The sequence below is a fragment of the Streptomyces chrestomyceticus JCM 4735 genome, from assembly GCF_003865135.1.
In the GTDB taxonomy this organism is placed as follows: Bacteria; Actinomycetota; Actinomycetes; order Streptomycetales; family Streptomycetaceae; genus Streptomyces; species Streptomyces chrestomyceticus.
The window spans coordinates 3,624,627-3,646,836 of record NZ_BHZC01000001.1; the positions used below are offsets into that span (position 1 = coordinate 3,624,627).

Annotated in this window: 19 protein-coding genes and 3 pseudogenes; 4 read left to right on the top strand and 18 right to left on the bottom strand. The window is 71.7% G+C overall.

Going from position 1 to position 22,210, the window contains the following annotated elements:
• Position 1 precedes the first annotated feature (1 nt).
• Positions 2 to 208, top strand: coding sequence for a PspC domain-containing protein (locus tag EJG53_RS15080; RefSeq protein ID WP_030017495.1), 207 nt, complete (start codon positions 2 to 4; stop codon positions 206 to 208).
• A gap of 87 nt (positions 209 to 295) precedes the next feature.
• Here EJG53_RS15080 and EJG53_RS15085 read toward each other — a convergent pair whose 3' ends face one another.
• Both EJG53_RS15085 and EJG53_RS15090 read right to left on the bottom strand, forming a co-directional pair.
• Positions 296 to 565, bottom strand: a complete 270-nt coding sequence (locus tag EJG53_RS15085) for a hypothetical protein (protein ID WP_125045273.1) — start codon at positions 563 to 565, stop codon at positions 296 to 298.
• 138 nt (positions 566 to 703) lie between these two features.
• A complete protein-coding gene (locus EJG53_RS15090) occupies positions 704 to 1,864 on the bottom strand; it encodes an adenosine deaminase (protein WP_125045274.1) in 1,161 nt (386 codons plus the stop codon).
• A gap of 103 nt (positions 1,865 to 1,967) precedes the next feature.
• On the opposite strand from EJG53_RS15090, the gene EJG53_RS15095 reads away from it, so the two are divergent.
• Both EJG53_RS15095 and EJG53_RS15100 read left to right on the top strand, forming a co-directional pair.
• Positions 1,968 to 2,732, top strand: a complete 765-nt coding sequence (locus tag EJG53_RS15095) for an alpha/beta hydrolase (protein ID WP_125045275.1) — start codon at positions 1,968 to 1,970, stop codon at positions 2,730 to 2,732.
• Positions 2,733 to 2,826: 94 nt separating this feature from the next.
• Positions 2,827 to 3,237, top strand: a complete 411-nt coding sequence (locus tag EJG53_RS15100) for a VOC family protein (protein ID WP_125045276.1) — start codon at positions 2,827 to 2,829, stop codon at positions 3,235 to 3,237.
• A 21-nt stretch (positions 3,238 to 3,258) separates the two neighbouring features.
• On the opposite strand, the gene EJG53_RS15105 is transcribed toward EJG53_RS15100, so the two are convergent.
• Complete coding sequence (locus EJG53_RS15105) at positions 3,259 to 4,266, bottom strand: LysR family transcriptional regulator (RefSeq protein ID WP_371858685.1); 1,008 nt, start codon at positions 4,264 to 4,266, stop codon at positions 3,259 to 3,261.
• Positions 4,267 to 4,328: 62 nt separating this feature from the next.
• Between EJG53_RS15105 and EJG53_RS15110 the strand changes: the two are divergent.
• Positions 4,329 to 5,662: pseudogene (locus EJG53_RS15110) on the top strand (MFS transporter).
• 76 nt (positions 5,663 to 5,738) lie between these two features.
• Here EJG53_RS15110 and EJG53_RS15115 read toward each other — a convergent pair.
• From EJG53_RS15115 to EJG53_RS15185, 15 genes and pseudogenes are all read right to left on the bottom strand, one after another.
• A complete protein-coding gene (locus EJG53_RS15115) occupies positions 5,739 to 6,326 on the bottom strand; it encodes a Uma2 family endonuclease (protein ID WP_125045278.1) in 588 nt (195 codons plus the stop codon).
• Positions 6,327 to 6,468: 142 nt separating this feature from the next.
• Positions 6,469 to 7,017 (bottom strand): Uma2 family endonuclease, encoded by a 549-nt coding sequence (locus EJG53_RS15120; RefSeq protein WP_174856412.1) that lies wholly within the window; start codon positions 7,015 to 7,017, stop codon positions 6,469 to 6,471.
• Between the two features lie 103 nt (positions 7,018 to 7,120).
• Positions 7,121 to 7,453 carry a DUF3140 domain-containing protein gene (locus tag EJG53_RS15125; protein ID WP_125045279.1) on the bottom strand — a complete coding sequence of 111 codons (333 nt, stop codon included), beginning with the start codon at positions 7,451 to 7,453 and terminating at the stop codon, positions 7,121 to 7,123.
• Between the two features lie 4 nt (positions 7,454 to 7,457).
• Positions 7,458 to 7,682 (bottom strand): hypervirulence associated TUDOR domain-containing protein, encoded by a 225-nt coding sequence (locus EJG53_RS15130; protein ID WP_031002809.1) that lies wholly within the window; start codon positions 7,680 to 7,682, stop codon positions 7,458 to 7,460.
• Positions 7,683 to 7,791: 109 nt separating this feature from the next.
• Positions 7,792 to 9,069 (bottom strand): thymidine phosphorylase, encoded by a 1,278-nt coding sequence (locus EJG53_RS15135; RefSeq protein WP_125045280.1) that lies wholly within the window; start codon positions 9,067 to 9,069, stop codon positions 7,792 to 7,794.
• A 147-nt stretch (positions 9,070 to 9,216) separates the two neighbouring features.
• The gene (locus EJG53_RS15140) at positions 9,217 to 9,639 is read right to left on the bottom strand and encodes a cytidine deaminase (protein ID WP_031002805.1); all 423 of its coding nucleotides are present in this window, start codon (positions 9,637 to 9,639) and stop codon (positions 9,217 to 9,219) included.
• Between the two features lie 14 nt (positions 9,640 to 9,653).
• On the bottom strand, positions 9,654 to 10,940 hold the full coding sequence (locus EJG53_RS15145; protein ID WP_125045281.1) for an ABC transporter permease: 1,287 nt from the start codon (positions 10,938 to 10,940) through the stop codon (positions 9,654 to 9,656).
• Positions 10,937 to 12,067, bottom strand: coding sequence for an ABC transporter permease (locus tag EJG53_RS15150; protein ID WP_125045282.1), 1,131 nt, complete (start codon positions 12,065 to 12,067; stop codon positions 10,937 to 10,939). Before EJG53_RS15150 ends, EJG53_RS15145 begins: the two co-directional genes overlap by 4 nt.
• A complete protein-coding gene (locus EJG53_RS15155) occupies positions 12,064 to 13,665 on the bottom strand; it encodes an ABC transporter ATP-binding protein (RefSeq protein WP_125049381.1) in 1,602 nt (533 codons plus the stop codon). The genes EJG53_RS15150 and EJG53_RS15155 overlap by 4 nt, the downstream gene beginning before the upstream one ends.
• 230 nt (positions 13,666 to 13,895) lie before the next feature.
• Positions 13,896 to 14,927: a BMP family lipoprotein gene (locus EJG53_RS15160; RefSeq protein ID WP_125045283.1), complete on the bottom strand. Its 1,032-nt coding sequence runs from the start codon at positions 14,925 to 14,927 to the stop codon at positions 13,896 to 13,898.
• A gap of 880 nt (positions 14,928 to 15,807) precedes the next feature.
• Positions 15,808 to 17,030: pseudogene (locus tag EJG53_RS15165) on the bottom strand (amidohydrolase).
• Positions 17,031 to 17,157: 127 nt separating this feature from the next.
• Positions 17,158 to 18,463: pseudogene (locus EJG53_RS15170) on the bottom strand (hypothetical protein).
• A 71-nt stretch (positions 18,464 to 18,534) separates the two neighbouring features.
• A complete protein-coding gene (locus tag EJG53_RS15175; RefSeq protein ID WP_125045284.1) occupies positions 18,535 to 19,467 on the bottom strand; it encodes an N-acetylneuraminate synthase family protein in 933 nt (310 codons plus the stop codon).
• 21 nt (positions 19,468 to 19,488) lie between these two features.
• Positions 19,489 to 20,742 (bottom strand): acylneuraminate cytidylyltransferase, encoded by a 1,254-nt coding sequence (locus EJG53_RS15180; RefSeq protein ID WP_125045285.1) that lies wholly within the window; start codon positions 20,740 to 20,742, stop codon positions 19,489 to 19,491.
• A 52-nt stretch (positions 20,743 to 20,794) separates the two neighbouring features.
• Complete coding sequence (locus EJG53_RS15185) at positions 20,795 to 22,123, bottom strand: DUF6716 putative glycosyltransferase (RefSeq protein ID WP_125045286.1); 1,329 nt, start codon at positions 22,121 to 22,123, stop codon at positions 20,795 to 20,797.
• Positions 22,124 to 22,210: the final 87 nt, after the last annotated feature.

Below are 22,210 nucleotides of genomic sequence, written 5' to 3' on the forward strand. Positions count from 1 at the left end.
CATGGCCGCCGCACTGGTCCGCCCCCGCAACAACAGGATGATCGCCGGAGTGTGCGCGGGCCTGGCGCGGCGCTTCGGCACCACGCCCGGCACGATGCGCGTGCTCTTCCTGCTCTCGTGCCTGCTCCCGGGCCCGCAGTTCCTGATCTACCTGGCCCTGTGGCTGTTCCTGCCCTCCGAGGACAAGGCCCACCGCAGCGCCTGGTAGTCCACACGGCTGTGCCCCGGCCCGTACACGGAGTACGGGCCGGGGCACAGCCGTGTCCCCTCGGGGACACGTGGCGGAACCGGTGACTCAGCCGAGCGCCTTGGTGAGGCCCCCGGCGGGCAGGCCGCCGAGCAGGTTGCCCTTGTTGTTGGTCTTCAGGGCGTGCTCGGGGCCGGGGTCGCCGGTGACGTTCTTGGCGGTCTCCTGGACGGGCAGGCTGTTCTGCAGCGTGTCCGCGACGTCACCCGGCACGTTGGCGCCGGTCACCTCGGCGGCGGAAGCCGTACCGGCCACCGAGGCGGCGAAGGCGACGCCGAGCGCGGCGGCACCGAGAGTCCTGATGGTTCCCTGCTTCATGGAAATACATCCTTGTGATGGGAGTTCGACCGGACCGGAATCTAGTGACACCGCCGACACGCCGCAAACACCCGCCGGGAACGGAAAACGACCGGCGCTTGACACACCGGCCGTCCCCTTCTCCCGTAATCGTTCCGGTTACTGGGAGCGATACTCGCTGATCACCGCGGGTTCGGCGTCCACCTGGCGGAAGAGCCATTCGGACCGCAGCTCGGCGTAACCGGGCTTGATGACATCGTTGATCATCGCCAGGCGTTCATCGAAAGGAATGAACGCGCTCTTCATCGCATTGACGGTGAACCACTGCATGTCGTCGAGCGTGTAGCGGAATGTCGAGACCAGGTGCTCGAATTCCCGGGACATGCTCGTGCCGCTCATCAGCCGGTTGTCGGTGTTGACCGTCAGCCGGAACTGGAGCCGGCGCAGCAGGCCGATCGGGTGTTCCGCGTACGAAGTCGCCGCGCCGGTCTGGAGGTTGGAGGTGGGGCACATCTCCAGCGGGATGCGCTTGTCCCGTACGTACGAGGCGAGCCGGCCCAGCTTCACCGAGCCGTCGTCGGCGACCTCCATGTCGTCGGTGATCCGCACACCGTGGCCGAGCCGGTCGGCGCCGCACCACTGGAGCGCCTGCCAGATCGACGGCAGGCCGAACGCCTCGCCCGCGTGGATCGTGAAGTGGTTGTTCTCCCGCTTGAGGTACTCGAACGCGTCGAGGTGGCGGGTGGGCGGGAAGCCGGCCTCGGCGCCCGCGATGTCGAACCCGGCGACGCCCAGGTCGCGGTAGCGGTTGGCCAGCTCGGCGATCTCCAGGGCCCGGGCCGCGTGCCGCATGGCGGTCAGCAGGGCGCCGACGCGGATCCGGTGGCCGGCCGCGCGGGCCCGCCGCTCGCCCTCGCGGAACCCCTCGTTGACCGCCTCGACGACCTCTTCGAGGGTGAGGCCCTTCTCCAGGTGCTGCTCGGGCGCGTACCGGACCTCGGCGTACACGACGCCGTCCGCGGCCAGGTCCTCGGCGCACTCGGCCGCCACCCGCGTCAGCGCCTCGCGGGTCTGCATGACGGCACAGGTGTGCGCGAAGGTCTCCAGATAGCGCTCCAGCGAACCGGAGTCGGCGGCCTCGCGGAACCAGACGCCGAGCTTCTCGGGGTCGGTCTCGGGCAGGCCGTCGTACCCGGTCTCGCGGGCCAGCTCGACGATGGTGGCGGGGCGCAGGCCGCCGTCGAGGTGATCGTGCAGCAGCACCTTGGGCGCGCGGCGGATCTGGTCGACGGTCGGCAGGGTGGTGGTCTCGCTCGTCATCTCGGCACTGTAGCCCCTACGCGCGTAGAACTTCACGAACGATACCCAACGGTGACCCGTACACGGGGTGGCCGGAGGCCCGCCTTCTGCCATCGTTTCGGTCATGGCTCAGCAAGCGTTGCCGGTGCGCGGTGCCCGGCTGGGGAAACCGCGGGGAGCGGCCGGAGCGGGACGGGCGGTGTGCGGCGTCGCGCTGTTACTGCCGGAGGGCGGCCCCTCGGGCACCCGGCGCCCCTCCCCCTTGTCCACCCTGGCGGCCCGTCCGCTGGCCGCCCGGCTCGCCCGGGCGGGGCGTACGGAGGGCCTGGTGGCCCACGTCGTGCACTACCGCTGCCGCGGCTGGAACGGCACGGCGGCCCATCCCGCGGCGGACGCCGCCTGGGCGCTGGACGAGGTGGTGCGGCGGTACGGGGACGTGCCGGTCTGCCTGGCCGGTACGGGCATGGGCGCCCGCGCCGCACTGCACGCCGCGGGCCACCCGGCGGTCACCTCCGTACTGGCGCTGGCACCGTGGATACCCGACCTGGGCCCGGAAGCCGACTCCGTACCGGTGAAACAGCTCGCCGGCCGGCAGGTGCTGCTCGTCCACGGCACCAACGACGAGCGGACCGACCCGGACCTCTCCTACCGCTACGCCGAACGCGCCAAGAAGATCAACCGCGACGTCTGCCGCTTCGAGGTCCACTCGGACGGCCACTCCCTGTACCAGCACCGCTCCGAAGTCCTGGCGCTGGCCGCCGACTTCGTCCTGGGCTCGCTCTTCGCCCACAGCTACGCCCGCCCGGTCGCGGACGCGCTGGCGGCACCGCCGCCGCTGGGCCTGCGGATGCCGCTGGCGTCGGGCTTCGGGGAGTCGCTGAAGCACTAGGAAGGGGCGCGCGGCGGCGGCACACTTCTGTACACCGGCTGCCGTCCACCGGCATCAGTCCACCGCCGGCCCGTTGACCGTCAGGGAGGCTCCCGTGCCGAACACGCTCGACCACGTGATCGTCCACTGCCACGACCAGAAGGCCACCGCCGCCTTCTTGAGCGATCTCATGGACGGCCCCGCGCCCGCCGACTGGGGACCGTTCACCCAGGTGCAGACCGCCAACGGCGTCGGCATCGACTTCCTCGACAGCCAGGTGGCGCCGGACGAGATCAACGGCAGCCATGTCGCCTTCCTGGTCACCGACGAGGAGTTCGACGCGATCTTCGGCCGGATCCAGCAGCGGTCGGTGCGTTACTGGGCCGACCCGTACCGCACGAAGGAAGGGCAGATCAACCACCACTGGGGCGGCCGCGGGCTCTACGTCCTCGACCCGGGCGGCACGGTCGCCATCGAGTTCATGACCGTGACGTACGGAGCCCTGGAGGACATGGGCACCGAGTGAGGACGGCGGGACCGCCGCGCCTCACCGGGGAATCAGCTTCCCCCTCCGCCCCAGCAGGAACTTCTTGAACGCCGCCACCGGAGGCGTGTCGGGATGGCCGTCCATCCAGGCCAGCCCGATCTCGCGGACCGCACGCGGGGCCGTGACCGTCAGCTCGGCGACGCCCGGGCGCGGCACGGCCGGCGGCGGCAGCAGCGCCACCCCGAGCCCGGCCGCGACCAGCCCGCGCAGCGTCTCGGCCTCCTCCCCCTCGAACGCGATCTTCGGCGTGAACCCCGCCTCGGCACACAGCGCGTCGGTGATGCGGCGCAGCCCGTACCCCGGCTCCAGGGTGACGAACAGCTCCCCCGCGGCCTCCGCCAGCCGCACCCGCTTACGGGCCGCCAGCGGATGGTCGTCCGGCACCACCAGCCGCAGCTTCTGCTCGTCCAGGCGGCGTGCGACCAGGTCCGGGTAGTCCGGCACCGGCGAGGTCAGACAGAGATCCAGATCGCCGGCGCGCAGCCGCTCGATCATCGCCTCGCCGTAGTTCTGCACGAGCTGGAACCGCACCCGGGGGTGGTCGGCGCGGAAGGTGCGGATCAGGCCCGGTACGGTCTCCGAGCCCATGGTGTGCAGGAAGCCGAAGGCGACCTTGCCCGCCGTGGGGTCGGTGTCGGCCCGTACGGACTCGGTGGCACGCTCGACGTCCAGCAGCGCGCGCTCGGTGGAGGCCAGGAACGCGCGGCCGGCCGGGGTGAGGGTGAGCGTCCGGCCGCGCCGGGCGAAGAGCGCGACGCCGAGGTCGGCCTCCAGCCGGACGATGGCCCGGCTGAGGGTGGACTGCGGCATGCCCAGCTCGTGCGCGGCGCGCGTGACGTGCTCGTGGCGCGCGACGGCGGCGAACTGCGCGAGCCGGGGCGTCAGGGCCAGTGCCCACGAGTCCACCCCGAGGTCCGCGGTCTCCGCCGGTTCACCCGCCCGCGCCCGGATGTCTTTCGCGTTGCCAGTATGCGACAGAGGCCGCGCTGAGCTGCTGTGATGCGCCACAGCATCGATTATGGCGTTTCTATGCATTGGACGCATGAAACCGGCGGGCTTACGTTCGGATCATGCCTCCCGCCGATACCGGGGCGTCGGTCGCCGCGCGCGCCGACGCCTCCGCGCAGTCGTCCCCCGTCACCTCCTCCGCGCCCGCCGCCGACGCGCCCCCGGCGCCCGACCCCGAGGCCGCCAAGCTGCACCCGGGCGGCCCCGGTTACCGCCGGATGAGCTTCGCGCTCTTCGCCGCGGGCGTCGCCACCTTCGCGCTCCTGTACTCGACCCAGGCGCTGCTCCCCGCGATCTCCACCGACCTCGGCGTCGCGGCCGACCAGGCAAGCTGGACCGTGTCGGCCGCGACCTTCGGCCTGGCCCTGGCCGTCGTCCCGCTGAGCGCGCTGTCCGAACGCTTCGGCCGCCGCACGATGATGACCGCCTCCCTGTCGGTCGCCGCGCTGATCGCGCTGCTGGTGCCGTTCGCCCCCGACCTGGGCTGGCTGGTCGCGCTGCGCGCCGTCCAGGGCGTGGCGCTGGCCGGGCTGCCGGCCTCCGCGATGGCGTTCCTCGCCGAGGAGGTACGGGCCAAGGCGCTGGTCGCCGCGATCGGCCTGTTCGTGGCGGGCAACAGCATCGGCGGCATGTCGGGCCGGATCGTCACCGGCTGGGTGGCCCAGGCGTGGGGCTGGCGCGCGGCGCTCGGCGCGGTCGGGCTGATGGCCGTGGTCTGCGCGGTGGCGTTCCGCCTCCTGGTCCCGAAGGCCCGGCACTTCTCCCCCGCGCGGTCGGCCCGCGCGCCCTGGCCCGCACCCTCGGCGGCCACCTGTCCGACCCGCTGCTGCGGCGCCTGTACGGCATCGGCGCGCTCTTCATGACGGTCTTCGGCGCCGTCTACACCGTCATCGGCTACCGCCTGGTCGACGAGCCCTTCAACCTGCCCCAGGGCATCGTCGGGTCGATCTTCCTGATCTACCTCGTCGGTACGGTCTCCTCGGCCGCGGCGGGCCGCCTGGTGGGCCGCGTCGGCCGCCGCGGGGCCCTCTACCTCGCGGTCGGCACCACGGCGGCGGGCCTGCTGCTCACCCTCACCGCGTCGATCGCCGCGGTCCTGCTGGGCCTGGTCCTGATCACCGCGGGCTTCTTCGCGGGCCACGCGGTGGCGTCGTCCTCCGTCAGCCGCACCGCGAAGACCGCCCGCGCGCAGGCGTCGGCCCTGTACCAGTGCGCGTACTACATCGGAAGCAGCATCGGCGGCGCGCTCGGCGCGGCGGCGTTCCACGCGGGCGGCTGGGAGGCCACCGTCGCCCTGGCCCTGGCCGCGATGGCCGGCGCCGCGTCGATCACGCTGTACGCGACACGGAAGGCGGCGGCGGAACGGCGGGTGCTGCACGTGCAGCGAGCCGCGTAGGCGGCTTCGCCGCCGGGAACTCGGAAGGCCCGCTCCGCCACCTGTCCTGGTGGGGCGGGTCTTTCGCGCGAGCCACCTACTCTTTGCCCGGGAATTCGGCCGTCTCGACAACCAGGTCGAACGGCTTCGGCAGACGGATCTCCTCGCCGAACTTCACCGCTTGCACCACCTGGTACACGTCGCTCCGGGGCTCTCCGAACAAGGTGACCGTAGGTGCTTCCGGAGCCCAGACATCCACCAACAGGTACAGCGGCACACCCGCTCGCGCGTACCCAGCGGCCTTGCTGATCCGGTCTTGACAGGCGTTGGTCGGCGACGTGATCTCGACGATCAGCTCGGCGGCAGCTCCGGGAATGAAGTTGCCCGGTTCATCCAGCGCAGCTTCAGGAGCTACTACCAGGTCGGGGATGTACAAGCCGCTGCGCGAGGGAACCGACACCCCGACCGTTCGGTACATCCCCCAGTCCTCGGGCAGAACACCGGTCAAGGCGCGCTGCAACTTCCACGCGATCTTGTTGTGCCGGTTCGCGGGAGCAGGTGACACGGTGACGATCCCCGCGATGATCTCCACCTTGCTGCCCTCGGGGCCCGCCGTCTCCTCCCAGAGCCGGAGGAGTGTCTCCCAGCCGTTTTCCGGCTCATGGTCGACGGTGAGTGCGCTCATGGCGGTCTCCTCTATCGGTGCGTCACCGACTCCAGCACGCCGAACGCACAGTGGCTCGGCCCACCGACACCGTTCACCCGAACGAGGAGACCATCCCTTCAAAGGCCCACTTCGCCACCTGTCCTGGGGGGCGGGCCTTTCGTCATCCGACGGGGAACAGTGAGGTGTCGACGGTGACGTCGAACGGCGCGGGCAGGCGCAGCTCGTCGCCGTACTTCACCATCTCCAGCACCCGGTACGAGCCGCCTTCCGGCTCGCCGTACAGGGTCGCGGTCGGCTTGCCGGAGTGCCAGGGGTCCAGGAGGAGGTAGAGGGGGACGCCGAGGGCGGCGTAGCCGCGCAGCTTGTCGACGCGGTCGTGACGCGCACCGCACCGCGAGGTGACCTCGACGACGAGCCGAGGCGCATCCTTCGCCTGCCGCGCCTTGGGAGCGACCGCGAGATCCGGGACGAACAGCCCCTGTCCGCCGGGAACCGTCAGCTCCAGGGCCTGGTAGGCTCCCCAGTCGCGAGGAATCACGGTGTACAGCAGACGCTGGAGTTCATCCACCGTGTCGTTGTGGGCGCTGTCCGGCGGGGGCTCCACGACGACGAGCCCGCCAACGATCTGCACCTTGCAGCCTTCAGGCCACTCCGCTTCCCGTCGGAACCGGGCAAGACCGTCCCACACCGGGTCCGGCAGTACGTCCATGAGGCCCCCTCAAGCCGACCGGCTTCGACCTCAGCACGCCTGATGAGACCGGCGACACCCCACCGCCCTCGTTCACCCGAACGAGAGGCCGCCCCTCACTTCTTCAACGGATCATGCCCCAGTTCATCAACGAATACCGCCACGTCGTTTCCTTCACGTCCCCCGACGGCTTCTGCGCGAGATGGCGGCGGACGTACCCCGTCACCTTGCGCATGTGGGCGTAATCGTCGTCCGAAAGATCCGCGCGCTTGGTGCGCAGGAGCGAAACGATTCGGCGGCCGGACTCGTGGCCCACCGACTCGCCGCCGTCCTTGTGCTGGCCCGACTCCTTGGACTCGTCCTTCTTGAGCCACGTCTCCAGCTCGGACGGGGACATGTTCACCGCATCCTTGAAGTCCTGCCAGACGGTGTCCTGGTCGTCCTTCGTCTTCGCCATGGCCTCAGGACCGCTTCTTCTTCAGGGCGCCGGGCTTGTGCACGGCCGAGCCGCCGGACTTCTCGCTGCGGACCTTGTACTGCGGGTCGTCGGGCGAGGCGTCCACCGTGCGCCCGGCCTCCTCCGTACGTCCCGTGATCTTCTTCTCCACCTTGCCGACGGCCTCGCTGCCGTGGCTCTTCCAGGTGACCTTGTCGCCCTTGCTGAAGTCGTCCTTCTTCTTCGCCATCGCCGGTCTCCTCGCGGTCAGGTCCTTCCAGGACAACACCGGTCGGAGCGCGGCGCGCGTCAGGCGCGCCCCGGAGAGGACGCGCCCGGCGGCGTACGGCGGAGGCGGGTCAGCCGATGCGGTCCAGGACGACCGGGTTCGGGGTGAAGTCCGTGCCGGGCGGGGCGATGAGGACGCCGCCGTCGAGGGCTTCGAGGGCGTAGGGGAACTTCTCCGGAGTGTCGGTGTGGAGGGTGAGGAGGGGCTGGCCCTCCTTGACCTCGTCGCCGGGCTTGGCGTGGAGTTCGATGCCCGCGCCGGCCTGGACCGGGTCCTCCTTACGGGCACGGCCGGCGCCCAGACGCCAGGCGGAGACGCCCACCGCGTACGCGTCGAGGGTGGTCAGGACGCCGGAAGAGGAGGCGTTGACGGTGTGCTGTTCGCGGGCGACCGGGAGCGGCGCGTCGGGGTCGCCGCCCTGGGCCTGGATCATGCGGCGCCAGTGGTCCATGGCGGAGCCGTCGGCGAGGGCCTTGGCCGGGTCGGCGTCCTTCAGGCCGGCCGCGTCGAGCATCTCGCGGGCCAGCGCGAGGGTGAGTTCGACGACGTCGGCCGGGCCGCCGCCCGCCAGGACCTCCACCGACTCGCGGACTTCGAGGGCGTTGCCGGCGGTCAGGCCGAGCGGGGTGGACATGTCGGTGAGCAGCGCGGAGGTCCGTACGCCGTGGTCGGTGCCGAGTTCGACCATGGTGGTGGCCAGTTCGCGGGCGTCCTCGATGGTCTTCATGAAGGCGCCGGAGCCGACCTTGACGTCCAGGACGAGCGAGCCGGTGCCCTCGGCGATCTTCTTGGACATGATCGAGGAGGCGATCAGCGGGATGGCCTCGACGGTGCCGGTGACGTCGCGCAGCGCGTACAGCTTCTTGTCGGCGGGGGCCAGGCCGTCGCCCGCGGCGCAGATGACGGAGCCGACGCGGTCCAGTACGTCCATCATCTCGGCGTTGGACAGCAGCGCGCGCCAGCCGGGGATGGACTCCAGCTTGTCGAGGGTGCCGCCGGTGTGGCCGAGGCCGCGGCCGGAGAGCTGCGGCACGGCGGCGCCGCAGGCGGCTACGAGGGGCGCGAGCGGCAGCGTGATCTTGTCGCCGACGCCGCCGGTGGAGTGCTTGTCGGCGGTCGGGCGGGCCAGCGTGGAGAAGTTCATCCGCTCGCCGGAGGCGATCATGGCGGCGGTCCAGCGGGCGATCTCCGTACGGTTCATGCCGTTGAGGAAGACGGCCATCGCCAGGGCCGACATCTGCTCGTGGGCGACCTCGCCGCGCGTGTAGGCGTCGATGACCCAGTCGATCTGCTCGGGGGTCAGCTCCTGCTGGTCGCGCTTGGCGCGGATGACCGAGATGACGTCCATCTGGGCTTCCTTTCGTGGAACGGCCGGCTCAGCCCGTCCCTGTACCCGGGAACGACGCGGCGAGCGGGCGTGAACAGTTCTACACGCATAGAGCCGGGAGATCGAGGGGCCCGCACTGCTGAGGTGCAAGTGCGGGCCGACGGGCCGCTAGCGGGCCAGGTGCTGGGGACCGAACGCGTCCGGGAGGAGGTCGTCCAGACGCCGGACGCCCGCCTCACCGGCGTCGATCAGCAGCTCGGGGCCACCGTGCTCGTACAGCAACTGACGGCAGCGGCCGCACGGCACGAGCAGTTCGCCCCGGCCGTCCACGCAGGTGAACGCGGTCAGCCGGCCGCCGCCGGTGGCGGCCAGCGCGGAGACCAGACCGCATTCGGCGCACAGGCCCAGTCCGTACGAGGCGTTCTCCACGTTGCAGCCGACGACCGTACGGCCGTCGTCCACCAGGGCCGCGGCGCCGACCGGGTAGCCGGAGTACGGGGCGTACGCCCGGGACATCGCGTCCCGGGCCGCCGCGCGGAGCCGCTCCCAGTCCGCCGGCGCCGGACCGTCGCCGCTCAGGCCATCGTTCATCCGGCCATCGTGCGTCATGTGCCCTGCCCCCGCCGGTACGGCTTGCCGTTGGCCTTCGGGGGCCGCAGCCGCTGCGCGAACAGCGCCAGCACCAGCAGCGTGGCGATGTACGGGCTGGCCTCGACGAGCTCCAGCGGCACCACGTCCGTGAGGAAGTACCACAGGACGAGGAGGACCGCCGCGGCACCCGCGACCGCCGCCTGGGTGCGCTTGGCGGCGCGCAGCCGCAGCAGCGCGAGGACGGCGAGCAGTGCCGCCAGGCCGAGCAGCAGCGCGTGCACGGTCGGGCCGCCGCTGCGCAGTTGCATGGCGTCCATGAAGCCGAACAGGCCCGCGCCCATCGCGACGCCGCCGGGCCGCCAGTTGCCGAAGATCATCGTGGCCAGGCCGATGTAGCCGCGGCCGCCGGTCTGCCCGTCCTGGAAGAAGTGCGTGCTGATGGACAGGAACGCGCCGCCGAGCCCGGCCAGCGCGCCGGAGACCAGCACCGCCGCGTACTTGTACGTGTAGACGTTGACGCCCAGCGACTCCGCCGAGACCGGCGCCTCGCCGCAGGACCGCAGCCGCAGGCCGAAGGAGGAGCGCCACAGCAGGTAGAAGGTGCCGACGAAGAGCAGCACGGCCAGCACGGTGAGCCAGGAGACGTTGGTGACCAGGCCGCCGAGGATGCCGGCCACGTCGGAGACCAGGAACCAGTGGTGGCTTTCGAGGGACTGCAACGCGTCCGACAGGCCCGGAATCGTGAACGTCGGCATGTCGGCCATCGGAGGCGACTGCTTGTCGTTGCCGCCCGCCTGCATCGCCGCGCTGCCCTCCGCGCCGAACCACAGCGTGGCCAGGTACTGCGTCGCGCCCAGCGCCAGGATGTTGACCGCGACACCGGAGACGATGTGGTCGACGCCGAAGCTGACGGTGGCGATCGCGTGCACCAGGCCGCCGAGCGCGCCGCCCAGGATGCCGATGGCCGCGGCGGCCCACGGGCCGTGCTGCCAGCCGATCCAGCCGGCCGCGAACGAGCCGAGCATCATCATGCCTTCGAGGCCGATGTTGACCACGCCGGCCCGCTCGGCCCAGAGGCCGCCGAGACCGGCCAGGCCGATCGAGGTGGCGGCGGCGAGGGCCGCGCTGAACTGTCCGGCCGAGGTCAGGTCATCGGTACCGGTCACCACCCGCAGCAGGGACACCGCGACGATCGCCCCGGCGACGATCAGCAGGAGGACCGGGTAGGTCAGCTTGCGGCGGCCGCCGCCCCGCGGCGCGCCGGCGCCGGGCCGGGCCGCGGGCTTGAGTTCGGTACTCACGCGGTCGCCTCCGCCTTGTCGTTCTCACCTGGGTTCGTACGGGCCTGGGCGGCCAGCTCCTCGCCGACCCTGCGCTGCTGGGCGCGCAGCCCGTACCGGCGCACGATCTCGTACGCGATGACCACGCACAGCACGATCACGCCCTGGATCACGCCGACGATCTCCTGTGCGTACCCCTCGAACTCCAGGCGGGAGCCGGTGCGGTCGAGGAACGCCCACAGCAGGGCGCCGAACGCCATGCCCACCGGGTGGTTGCGGCCCAGCAGCGCGATGGCGATGCCGGTGAAGCCGATGCCGGCCGGGAAGTCGGTGCCGTAGTTGAAGGACTCGTTGAGCAGCGTCGGCATGCCCACCAGGCCCGCCGCGGCGCCCGAGAGCAGCATGGAGATGACCACCATGCGCTTGACGCTGACGCCGCTCGCCTCGGCGGCCGGCTCGGAGGTGCCCACCGCGCGCAGGTCGAAGCCGAAGCGGGTGCGGTTGAGCACGAACCAGTAGACGAAGCCGGCCAGCGCCGCGATCACCACGAAGCCGTACACCGGCTTGGGGTCGGTCGGGAAGCTGAAGAAGTGGCTGGATTCCGGCAGGAACTTCGTGTGCAGCAGGTTGCCGTCCTTGATCGCGAGGCGGCCGTCCTGGAGGAAGTAGCCGATCACGGAGGCGGCGATGGCGTTCAGCATGATCGTGGTGATCACCTCGCTGACGCCGCGCGAGGTCTTCAGCACGCCCGCGATGCCCGCCCACACCGCGCCCACCAGCATGGCGATCACGATGAGCAGGATGATCTGGAGCGCGCCGGGCAGCGCGATCGCGCCGCCGACCGCGGCGGCCGCGAAGGCCGCCAGCCGGTACTGCCCGTCCACACCGATGTTGAACAGGTTCATCCGGAAGCCGATGGCGACCGCCAGCGCCGACAGGTAGTACGGCACCGCCTTGTTGACGATCCAGACCTGGCTGTCGCTGTAGTGGCCGTAATCGGCCATGATCCCGTAGGCGCGCAGCGGGTTCTCGCCCGACGCCAGGAAGACCAGCGAACTGATGACGAACGCGGCGGCGACGGCCAGCAGCGGCGCGGCGAGCGCCAGCAGCACCTTGTCCTTGGTGAGCGACCTGGTCAGCGTCTTCACTCCCGGTCACCCCCCTCGCGCGTCTCAGCGTCTTCAGCGGTGAGGTGACCGCTGGCGGCACCGGTCATGGCCGAGCCCAACTCCTCCGGGGTGATGGTCGCGGGGTCGGCGTCCGCGACCAGCCGGCCCCGGTACATCACCCGCAGGGTGTCGGAGAGCCCGATCAGCTCGTCCAGGTCGGCAGAGATCAGCAGGACCGCCAGGCCCTCCCGGCGCGCGGCACGGATCTGCTCCCAGATCTGCGCCTGCGCGCCGACGTCCACGCCCCGCGTGGGGTGGGCGGCGATCAGCAGCTTGGGGTGATGGCTCATCTCCCGGCCGACGATCAGCTTCTGCTGGTTGCCGCCGGACAGCGAGGCCGCCGTCACCTCGATACCGGGCGTCCGTACGTCGTACTCGGCGACGATCCGCTCGGTGTCCTTACGGGCCCCGGCCAGGTCGAGCAGCCGGCCCTTGCTGTTCGGGCGCTCGGTGACGTGCCCCAGGATGCGGTTCTCCCACAGGGGTGCCTCCAGGAGCAGGCCGTGCCGGTGGCGGTCCTCGGGTACGTAGCCGATGCCGTCCTCGCGGCGCTTGCGCGTGCTGGCGCCGGACAGGTCCTGGCCGTCCAGCGTCACGGTGCCGGCGTCCAGGGCGCGCGTGCCGATGATCGCCTCGACGAGTTCGGCCTGGCCGTTGCCCTCCACGCCGGCGACGCCGAGCACCTCGCCCTTGTGGATGGTGAAGGTGATGCCGTCCAGCACGGTCCGGACGACGCCGTCGGAGTCGGTGGCGCTCAGCCGGAGGTCCGCGACCCCCAGCATCGGGGTGTCCGTCACCGTCGACTCACGCGTCTCCGGCGACGGCAGTTCGCTGCCCACCATCAGCTCGGCGAGCTGCTTGGGCGTGGTCTTCGACGGCTCCACCGAGGCGACGGTGGTGCCCCGGCGGATGACGGTGATGTCGTCCGCGACGGACAGCACCTCGCCCAGCTTGTGCGAGATGAAGATGACGGTCAGGCCCTCGGACTTCAGTTCCCGCAGGTTGTCGAAGAGCGCGTCGACCTCCTGCGGCACGAGGACCGCGGTCGGCTCGTCGAGGATGAGCGTACGGGCGCCTCGGTAGAGGACCTTGAGGATCTCCACCCGCTGCCGGTCCGCGACGCCGAGGTCCTCCACGAGGACGTCGGGCCGGATGCTCAGCCCGTACGCGTCCGAGATCTCCATGATCTTCGTACGGGCCTTGTCGCCGATGCCGTGCAGCTTCTCCGCGCCGAGGACGACGTTCTCCAGCACGGTGAGGTTGTCGGCCAGCATGAAGTGCTGGTGCACCATGCCGATGCCGCGGGCGATGGCGTCCGCCGGGGTGCCGAGCGCGGCCTGCTCGCCGTCGAGCGTGATGGTGCCCTCGTCCGGCTTCTGCATGCCGTAAAGGATCTTCATCAGCGTCGACTTGCCCGCGCCGTTCTCGCCGCACAGGGCGTGCACGGTGCCGCGGCGGACGGTCAGGTCGATGTCGTGGTTGGCGACGACACCGGGGAAACGCTTGGTGATACCGCGGAGTTCGACGGCTGCGGGGCCCGGCTTCGCCGGGCGGCTGATCGTGGGTGCTGCGTTGATGGCGCACTCCCCTCGGGGGTGGTTGTCCTGGGCGGACGGCGTGTCCTTGGGCCTGTCCTTGGGCGGACGGCGTGTCCTTGGGCGGACGGCGGCAGCGGGTACCGGCCGTCGGGGCCCGGGGGCGGGCGTGGGGTGGCCCGGCCGCGGGTGGTTCGGCCGTGGGGTGGTTCGGCCGCGGTGGGGCGGACGGTACCGGGCCGCGGTGCGGCGGGGTCCGTCCGGCGCCCTGGCTACGGCGTCTCCTTGACCTTCACCTTGCCCTCGACGATCTTCTGCCGGGCGGCGTCGATCTGCGGCTGGATGTCCTTGATGAAGCCGCCCGACGTGGCGAGCGTGACGCCCTTCTTCTTCATGTCGTACGCGTGCACGCCCGTCAACGGCTTGCCGTCCTCGACGCTCTTGATCAGGTCGAACACCGCTACGTCCACGTTCTTGACCACCGACGTCAGGATGCAGTCCTTGTATTTCGCCAGGCCCGGCTGGAGGTACTGGTCGGAGTCCACGCCGATCGCCCAGGCGCCCTTGCGCTTGCTGATCGCCTCGATGGCGCCCGCGCCCGACTGGCCGGCCGCGGAGTAGATCACGTCGATGCCGCTGTCCAGCATGCCGCCGGCCTTGGCCTTCGCGGCGGCCGGGTCGTTGAACCCCTTGTCGTTGTTGGGGTACAGGTACTGCGACGTGACCTTGGTGTTCGGGTCGGTGTCCCGTACACCTTGCTCGAATCCGGCCTGGAACTTCTGGATCAGCGCGTTGTTCACGCCGCCGATGAAGCCGACCTTGTGGTTCTTGCTCTTCAGCGCGGCGGCGACGCCCGCCAGGTACGAGCCCTCGTGCTCCGCGAAGACCATCGCGTCCACGTTCTTGCCCTGCGGCACCGCGTCCACGACGCCGAACGCCGTCTCCGGGAAGTCCTTGGCGACGTTCTCGATGGACCGGCTGTAGGCGAAACCGACGCCTATGACCGGGTTGTACCCGGCCTCGGCGAACGACGAGAGCCGCTGCTCGCGGTCCGCCTCCGTCTCGCCGTTCTTGGCGGTCAGCATCTTGACGTTGACGCCCAGCTTCTTCCTGGCGTTCTCGGTGCCGCGGGCGGCCGCCTCGTTGAAGGAGTGGTCGTCCCGCCCCCCGATGTCGAACGCGAGCCCGACACCGGCGTGACTGGCCCGGTTCGCCTCGGCGAAGCTCTGACCGCAAGCGGTGGCGGTGACCGCGAGAAACGCGGAGGCGCTGGCCGCGGCGGCAAACCTGGTGACCCGACGCAAGGGGCCTTTCCCTTCGCTGATAGCGCCCACGGTGGCGCTGGCTTGACGGGAGATTAACGCGCGTAGACCTGGCGCAAAACCCTTCACTGCGTGGCCGTTATCTGATTGTTCCTCCCCGTCGCGTCAGCCGGGCCGCTATCGCGGCGGGTGGGCGTGTGGGGTTGCGCTTCGCGCGGGTGGGTTTGGGTTGACGTGGGGCTCGCATGGGGTGCGTTGTGGGGGCGGGGGCGCGCAGGGGGCCAACTCCTCGGCACCGTGCACCGCGACGTGAATTTATTTCGGTGACGCAGACACCCGGCTGCCTGCGGGGATGGCCCCCTACACGCCCCCTCAGGCCGGATTGGCGAGCCGAGGTCGGTGGGGGGAAGTTTTCGATGACGCAGGAGGGCGCCTTACGTGGGGGTGAGGCCCACGAGGTGGTGGCGGTACGGCAGGCCCCTCCCCGGCGATGAGACGCGCACGCCGGGCCGGCCCACCCCGACGCGGCTCCGCCGCGCCACCGGGCGCTGACGCGCCGGAGGGGGCGGGGCGCCGGGGTTCCCGCGCCGCTGGCGCGCCCGGCTTGTGAAAGACCCCAGCCCGATCGCACCGATAGCCGCCCGACGGCCGGGGCTCGGGGTCACGCAGGGGTCTCCCCGCAGGCAGCCGGGCCTCTGCGTCGCCGAATGAAAGCACGTTGAGGTACACGGTGCCGAGGAGTGACCCCGGAGGGACCCCGAGCCCCCCACCACCGAACCCTCCGCGCACAACGCGAGCCCCCACCGGGCCGGCTTCCGCTTCGGCTTGTGAAAGCCCCACTCCGATCGCACCGCAAGCCGCCCGAGCCCTTACCTACCGGACCAACCGCGCGCAACGCGCGCCGCGCCCCCCACTAGGGCCCCTACCCCAGCAACGCCGCCGCCGTGAACAGTTCCACCCCGGCGCGGATCGAGCCCTCGTCCACGTCGAAGTCGCCTCGGTGGAGGTCGAAGCGGGCTGTGCTGCCCGGGGGCGGACGCCCAGGCGAGCCATGGCGCCGGGGACGTGCTCCAGGTACCAGGAGAAGTCCTCGCCGCCGAGGGACTGCTCGGTGCCTTCGACGGCGTGGGAGCCGCGGCGAGCGGCCATCGCGTCGTGCAGGAGTTGGGTGGAGACGGGTTCGTTCACGACCGGGGGGACGCCCCGTACGTACGTGACCTGGCACTTCGCTCCGTACAGCGCGGCGACCTCGTCGATCGCCGCGTGCACCATGTCGGGTGCGCCGCGCCACGCGTCCAGGTCCAGGCAGCGCACCGTGCCGGCCAGCTCCGCGTGCTGGGGGATGACGTTGCAGGCGTGGCCAACGTCCAGGCGGCCCCAGGTCACCGCGAGCCCGGCCCGGGTGTCGACGCGCCGGGAGAGCAGCGCGGGGACGTCTACGACGATGCGGGCGGCGGCCGTGACGAGGTCGGTGGTCAGGTGGGGGCGGGCGGTGTGGCCGCCGGGGCCGTCGAGGGTGAGTTCCAGGCGGTCGCAGGCGGAGGTGATCGCTCCGGTGCGCAGTCCGATGCGGCCGGCGTCGACGCGGGGGTCGCAGTGGACGGCGAGGATGCGTCCGACGCCGTCCAGGGCCCCGGCGCCGATCACGTCGGTGGCGCCGCCGGGCAGCGCTTCCTCGGCGGGCTGGAACAGCAGCCGTACGGGGCGCGACAGCCGGCCTTCGCGGGCCAGCTCGGCGAGGAGGAGGCCGGCGCCGAGGACGACGGTGGTGTGCACGTCGTGGCCGCAGGCGTGGGCGCGGTTGGGGACGGTCGAGCGGTAGGGCACCGTCTTCACGTCGGGAATCGGCAGCGCGTCGATGTCGGCGCGCAGGGCGAGCAGCGGCTGCCCGCCGTCCCAAGGGGTGAGACCGGGCGTGATGTCGCAGATCAGGCCGGTGCCGATGGACAGGACGCGTGGGGTGAGGCCGGCCCGCTCCAGGCGCGCCTTGAGCGCGGCGGTGGTGCGGAACTCCTGGTTGCCGAGCTCGGGGTGCATGTGCAAGTCGCGGCGGAACGCGATCAGTTCGGCGCACAGCTCTTCCGGCAGCGCGCCGGGCAGCGGTTCCCCGGCTGGGGCGTTATCGGTGGCGGCCTCGCGGGACATCAAGTGGTTCACCCGTTGAAGGTTACGGGGGCGGCTGGGGCAACTGTCCCTCGATCAACAAAAGTTCAGCCCGTTAGGGGAAGGAAATCTAGGCCGCCCGGCGCATGGAGCAGTCATCACGGGGGTATCAGTATCGGTTCCGCTCGTTTCCGGAATCAGGGGTGCCGGTCGCCTCGGGCGTCACATGCGGTGGTTCCACCCCCGGAGTCCCCGGCGCCCAGGGCGCCGCCGGTGCTGTCGGGAGGCGTTGTACGGAGCGGGCGGTGCCCGTCACGCCGGACAGGAATCCTTCGGCGCGGGGGACGCCTTGCTGGTCAGCCAGGCCGGGTCGATGTCGCAGACGGCGACGCCGACCTCGGTGCCGGCGAGGGCGAGCGGCAGGGTGTGGACCACGGTGGACGGGAAGCTGAGGACGAGGCGGCCTACGGGGCCGCGCCGGGCGATGAGTTCCAGCGGCAGGTCGGGGCGGACCACTTCGAGGCCGGTCTCGGTGGCGATGCGGTGGAGTTTGGTGGCTGATTCCCGTCGGTGGGCGAAGTAGCGGGTGGCGCCGTGGTCCCGGGCGAGTGCGGTGACGGCCGCCAGGTAGCGGTCGGGGTCGACGACGCCGGTCTCGACGAGGGAGGTGCCGACGATGTCCGCGCCGCGGGTCAGCCGGGGTGGCCCGAACCGCCGTCTGGTCCAGGTGAATTCGTTCGACAGGACGGTGATGCCCGGTGGCGGTTCGACGGGCATGGAGGTGAAGAGGGCGACGGTGCGGCGGCGCCCGCCGGAGGCGAGACGGCGGCGGGCGGCGGCGGCGAACGGTGCGAAGAGCAGGTCGCGCGGGCCGCGTCCGCCGTGCCGGTGCCAGCGTACGAGGCGTTCGCCGTTGGCCAGTTGGGTGATGAACTCCATCGTGGCGGTGCCGTCGTCGACCACGACGAGGTCGCGGGCGCTGGTGAGGGTGAGCAGGAGCTGGACGTAGCGGGAGAAGGGGTCGCCGATGACGACGCGGCCGGCGCGGCGCAGCCGGGGGGTGAGGCCGCCGATGGTCCGCAGGGGGCGCCCGCTCCGCCGCGCGCCTCTTCCCACCGTACGGAGAAGCCTTCTTCGCGGGCTAGTTCGGCCATCCGGCGGAGCTGGCCGCGGGTCATCGGGTCGTGCGGGGCGAGGACGACGACCGTGAGGTCCGCGGCCTGTTCGCGGTGTGCCCATTCCAGGACGTTCAGCAGTTGTACGGGGCTCTCGACGAAGGCGAGGGTGCCCGCGGCCGCGCGCCGGGCGTCCCGTCGGGCCGCCCGCCCGGTGGCACGGGTGTGCTGCGCCGTTTCCCCGGCCTCGACGCGGTACGCGGCGGATCTGCGGCGCTGCCGGGGTACCCCCAGGAGGCGGCGGGCGGGAGTTCCCGCCGCCTCCCGGGGCGGGCCACAGGCCCCGTCTGGTGAGCTCACGGTGTGTACGTCCCGTTCGTCAGGCGTCTGGAGCGTGCGTGCGCGGGCGGGTGCGGCCGTACGGGTGCGGGTCAGGCGGAGACCGGCTCGCGGTCGGCGGCCTCGGCCTCGGCGACGACGCCGGGGACGCGGCGCAGCTTCTTCATCGGGCCGAGTTCGCTCTCGTAGACCTTCTTGACGCCGTCGCCGAGGGAGTCCTCGATGGTGCGGATGTCGCGGACCAGGCGGGTCAGGCCCTGGGGCTCGACGGAGGCGGCCTGGTCGGAGCCCCACATGGCGCGGTCGAGGGTGATGTGGCGTTCGACGAAGGCGGCGCCGAGGGCGACGGCGGCGAGGGTGGTCTGCAAGCCGGTCTCGTGGCCGCTGTAGCCGATCGGGACGTTGGGGTATTCGGCCTGGAGGGTGTGGATCATGCGGAGGTTCAGCTCTTCGGCCTTGGCGGGGTAGGTCGAAGTGGCGTGGCACAGGACGATGTTGTCGCTGCCGAGGACCTCCACGGCGTGCCGGATCTGCTTGGGGGTGGACATGCCGGTGGAGAGGATCACCGTACGGCCGGTGGCGCGCATCGCGCGCAGCAGTTCGTCGTCGGTGAGGGAGGCGGAGGCGACCTTGTAGGCGGGGACGTCGAACTTTTCCAGGAAGGCGACGGACTCGACGTCCCAGGGGGAGGCGAACCAGGCGATGCCGCGCTTCTTGGCGTACTCGTCGATGGCGCGGTAGCCGTCCTCGTCGAACTCGACGCGGTGGCGGTAGTCGATGTAGGTCATCCGGCCCCAGGGGGTGTCCCGCTCGATGTCCCACTGGTCACGCGGGGTGCAGATCTCGGGGGTGCGCTTCTGGAACTTCACGGCGTCGCAGCCGGCGTCCGCGGCGGCGTCGATGAGCGCGAAGGCGTTCTCCAGGTCGCCGTTGTGGTTGATGCCGATCTCACCGGTGACGTAGACGGGGCGGCCGGGGCCGACGAGGCGGTCGCCGAGGGTGCGGAGGCGGGAGTTGCTGGTCATCTGGGTGAGTTCCTTACCTGGTCAGAGGGTCGGGCCGAGGATCCACGAGGCGATCTCGCGGATCGCGCCGCTGCCTCCGGGGGTGGAGGTGACGGCGCGGGCGGCGCCGCGTACGACGTCGTGGGCGCCGGCGACCGCCACGGGCCAGCCGACGAGGCCGAAGCACGGGAGGTCGTTGACGTCGTTGCCGACGTAGAGCACGCGCTCGGGCGCGATGCCCTGTTCCTCGCACCACTGCTTGAGGGCGAGGTCCTTGCGGTCGATGCCGTGGAGCACGGGCAGGCGCAGCTTCTTCGCCCGTGCGGCGACGACCGGGTTCACTTCCGTGGACAGGATGAGCAGCTTCAGCTCCGCCTTGCGCAGGGCGGCGATGCCGAGGCCGTCGCCGCGGTGCACGGCGACCATCTCCCGTCCGTCGGAGTCGACGAGCACCCGGTCGTCGGTCTGGGTGCCGTCGAAGTCGAGGACGACCGCGTCGATGTCGTCGCGGGTCGGGAGCGCGCCGGGGCGCGCGGTGTCCAGCAGGGGCGCGAGGGCGCGGGCGCGGGCCAGGTCGTGCGGGTCGTCGACCTCCAGCACGCGGGCCGGGTCGGTGCGGACCAGTTCCGTACGGCCGAAGAAGCGGTGGCCGGCGGCGCGGAAGCCGGCGGCGTCCATGGCGTAGGCGGCGCCGGTCTCCAGGAAGTCCTGGGGGCGGTCCTGGCGGCGGGGGCGGAAGGACTTGTCGTGGTTGACGCCGGTGCCGCCGGTGCCGCCGGGGGCGGTGGGGGCGGTGGGGGCGGCCTCCGCCTCGACCGCCGCGTCGGCGCCCTCGCGCCATACGAAACCGTGGAACGGTGCCACGGTCAGCGCGCTGTCCGCGCCGGTCTCGACGACCGCGGCGGCGACCGCGTCGATGTCCTCGCTGATCAGGAAGGGGCTGGTGCACTGGACGAGCAGGACCGCGTCGACGGGCCTGCCGTGTTCGGCCTCGTAGGCGTCCATGGCGTGCAGGACGGCGGCCTCGCTGGTGGCCGTGTCGCCCGCGATGGTGCCGGGGCGGCGTACGACGACGGCGCCCGCGCCGCGTGCCGCGCCGGCGATCGCGGCGTCGTCGGTGGAGACCACGACGTCGGTGACCAGGCGGGCCGCGCGGCATTCGCGGACCGCGCGGGCGATCAGCGGGACGCCGCCGACGGCGGCGAGGTTCTTGGCGGGTACGCCCTTGGAGCCGCCTCGGGCGGGGATGACGGCCACGACGGTGGGTGCGGCCGTGCGGCTCGGTGGGGTCGGCATTGCGGGCTCCTTCCGGGGGCCGTACGGGCTCCGGGAGCGGGCGGATGGGCACTCACAGCTCTCCCCAGCGGCGGATGGCGGGCGCGACGCGCTGGACGCCGTGGCGGTAGGCGCCGCGGGCGGCGTCGCGCACGGTGTCGCGGGCGAGCCGGCGCAGGCCGCCGGCCTCGGCGGGTTCGGCGGTCCGGCCCGGCAGGGGTTCGCCCTCGGGTCCGAGGCCGTGGCGGGCGAGGATGCCGGGGAGGTAGCCGGGGGCGGTGCGGGGTGTGTAGTACGGGGTGAGGGGCGGCAGGCGGTCGGCGGTGCGCAGGGTGGTGACACGGGTGCGGGCGGCGTCGAAGGCGGTGGCGTAGCGGGAGCCGGGGGCGACGCCCTGGCGGTCCAGCCAGTCCGGGTCGGGGTCGGGGCGGTGGCCGGCGTCGAGTTCGTCCCAGGAGGCGAGGCAGCCGGAGCCGAGGAAGTGGTGGTTGCCGAGGACTTCGCGGATGCCGAGGTCGGTGAGGACGGCGGTGGGGATACCGCGGTGCAGGGATTCCAGGGCGGCGGTCGAGCTGACGGTCACCAGGAGGTCGGTGCGGTCCAGGACGTCGCCCATGTTCCCGTACGCGAGGCGGCAGTTGGGGGGCAGGCCGCCGGGGAGGCGGGCGGCCAGTTTCTGGTACGGGAGTTCCTCGATGTGCGTGGTGTGTTCGCCGGGCTTGCTGCGCAGCTTGATCAGCACCTCGCGGCCGGGGTTGCGCCGGGCGTGGGCGGCGGCGCGCCGCAGGAGGTACGTACGGTCCTCGCGGCGGTCGGGTACGGAGGGCTGGGCGGCGAAGACGACCGTGTAGGGGCGGCCGTCGGCGGCGGGTTCGTACGGGGCGCCGCCCAGGAAGGGCAGGGCGCACTCGACGACGCTGCCGCTGTCCGCGCCGACGCCTTCGTAGACCGCGCGGAAACGTTCCGCGTCGTGGCGGGAGTTGGCGAGGACGACGTCCGCGCCGTGCCGCAGCAGCAGGCCGTCGGCCAGCTTCTCGTAGACGACGCCGACGTAGCCGGTGACGACGACGGGCCGCCGGGCCGCGCCGCGCCAGGCGCGGGCGAGCCCGTGCAGCATCGCCTGGACGGCGCCGCCGACGCAGGCGAGGACGACCACGTCGTACCGCGTGGTGTCCTTCATCAGCTCCAGGAAGTCCGCGCCGCGGATCTCGCGCAGCGTCTCCGCACGGGCGCCGACCTCGTCGAGCTGGCGGACCGTGGGGGTGGCGCGGCCGCGGAGCAGATATCCGTCCAGACGAATGTCCGATTGAATACGGTGCGCTGTCGAAGCGCCCCATTTCCATCGGGTGTCCGAATCCGCGAGCACCGCGACACGCGGCGGGGAAGTGGTACGAGTGGGCACGACGAAAACGCTAGGAAGGCGTTCCGTTCGGCGGGCCAACTGTGCCGCAACAACGGGTTAACAGCGGGACGCGGGACAGCGAACCGG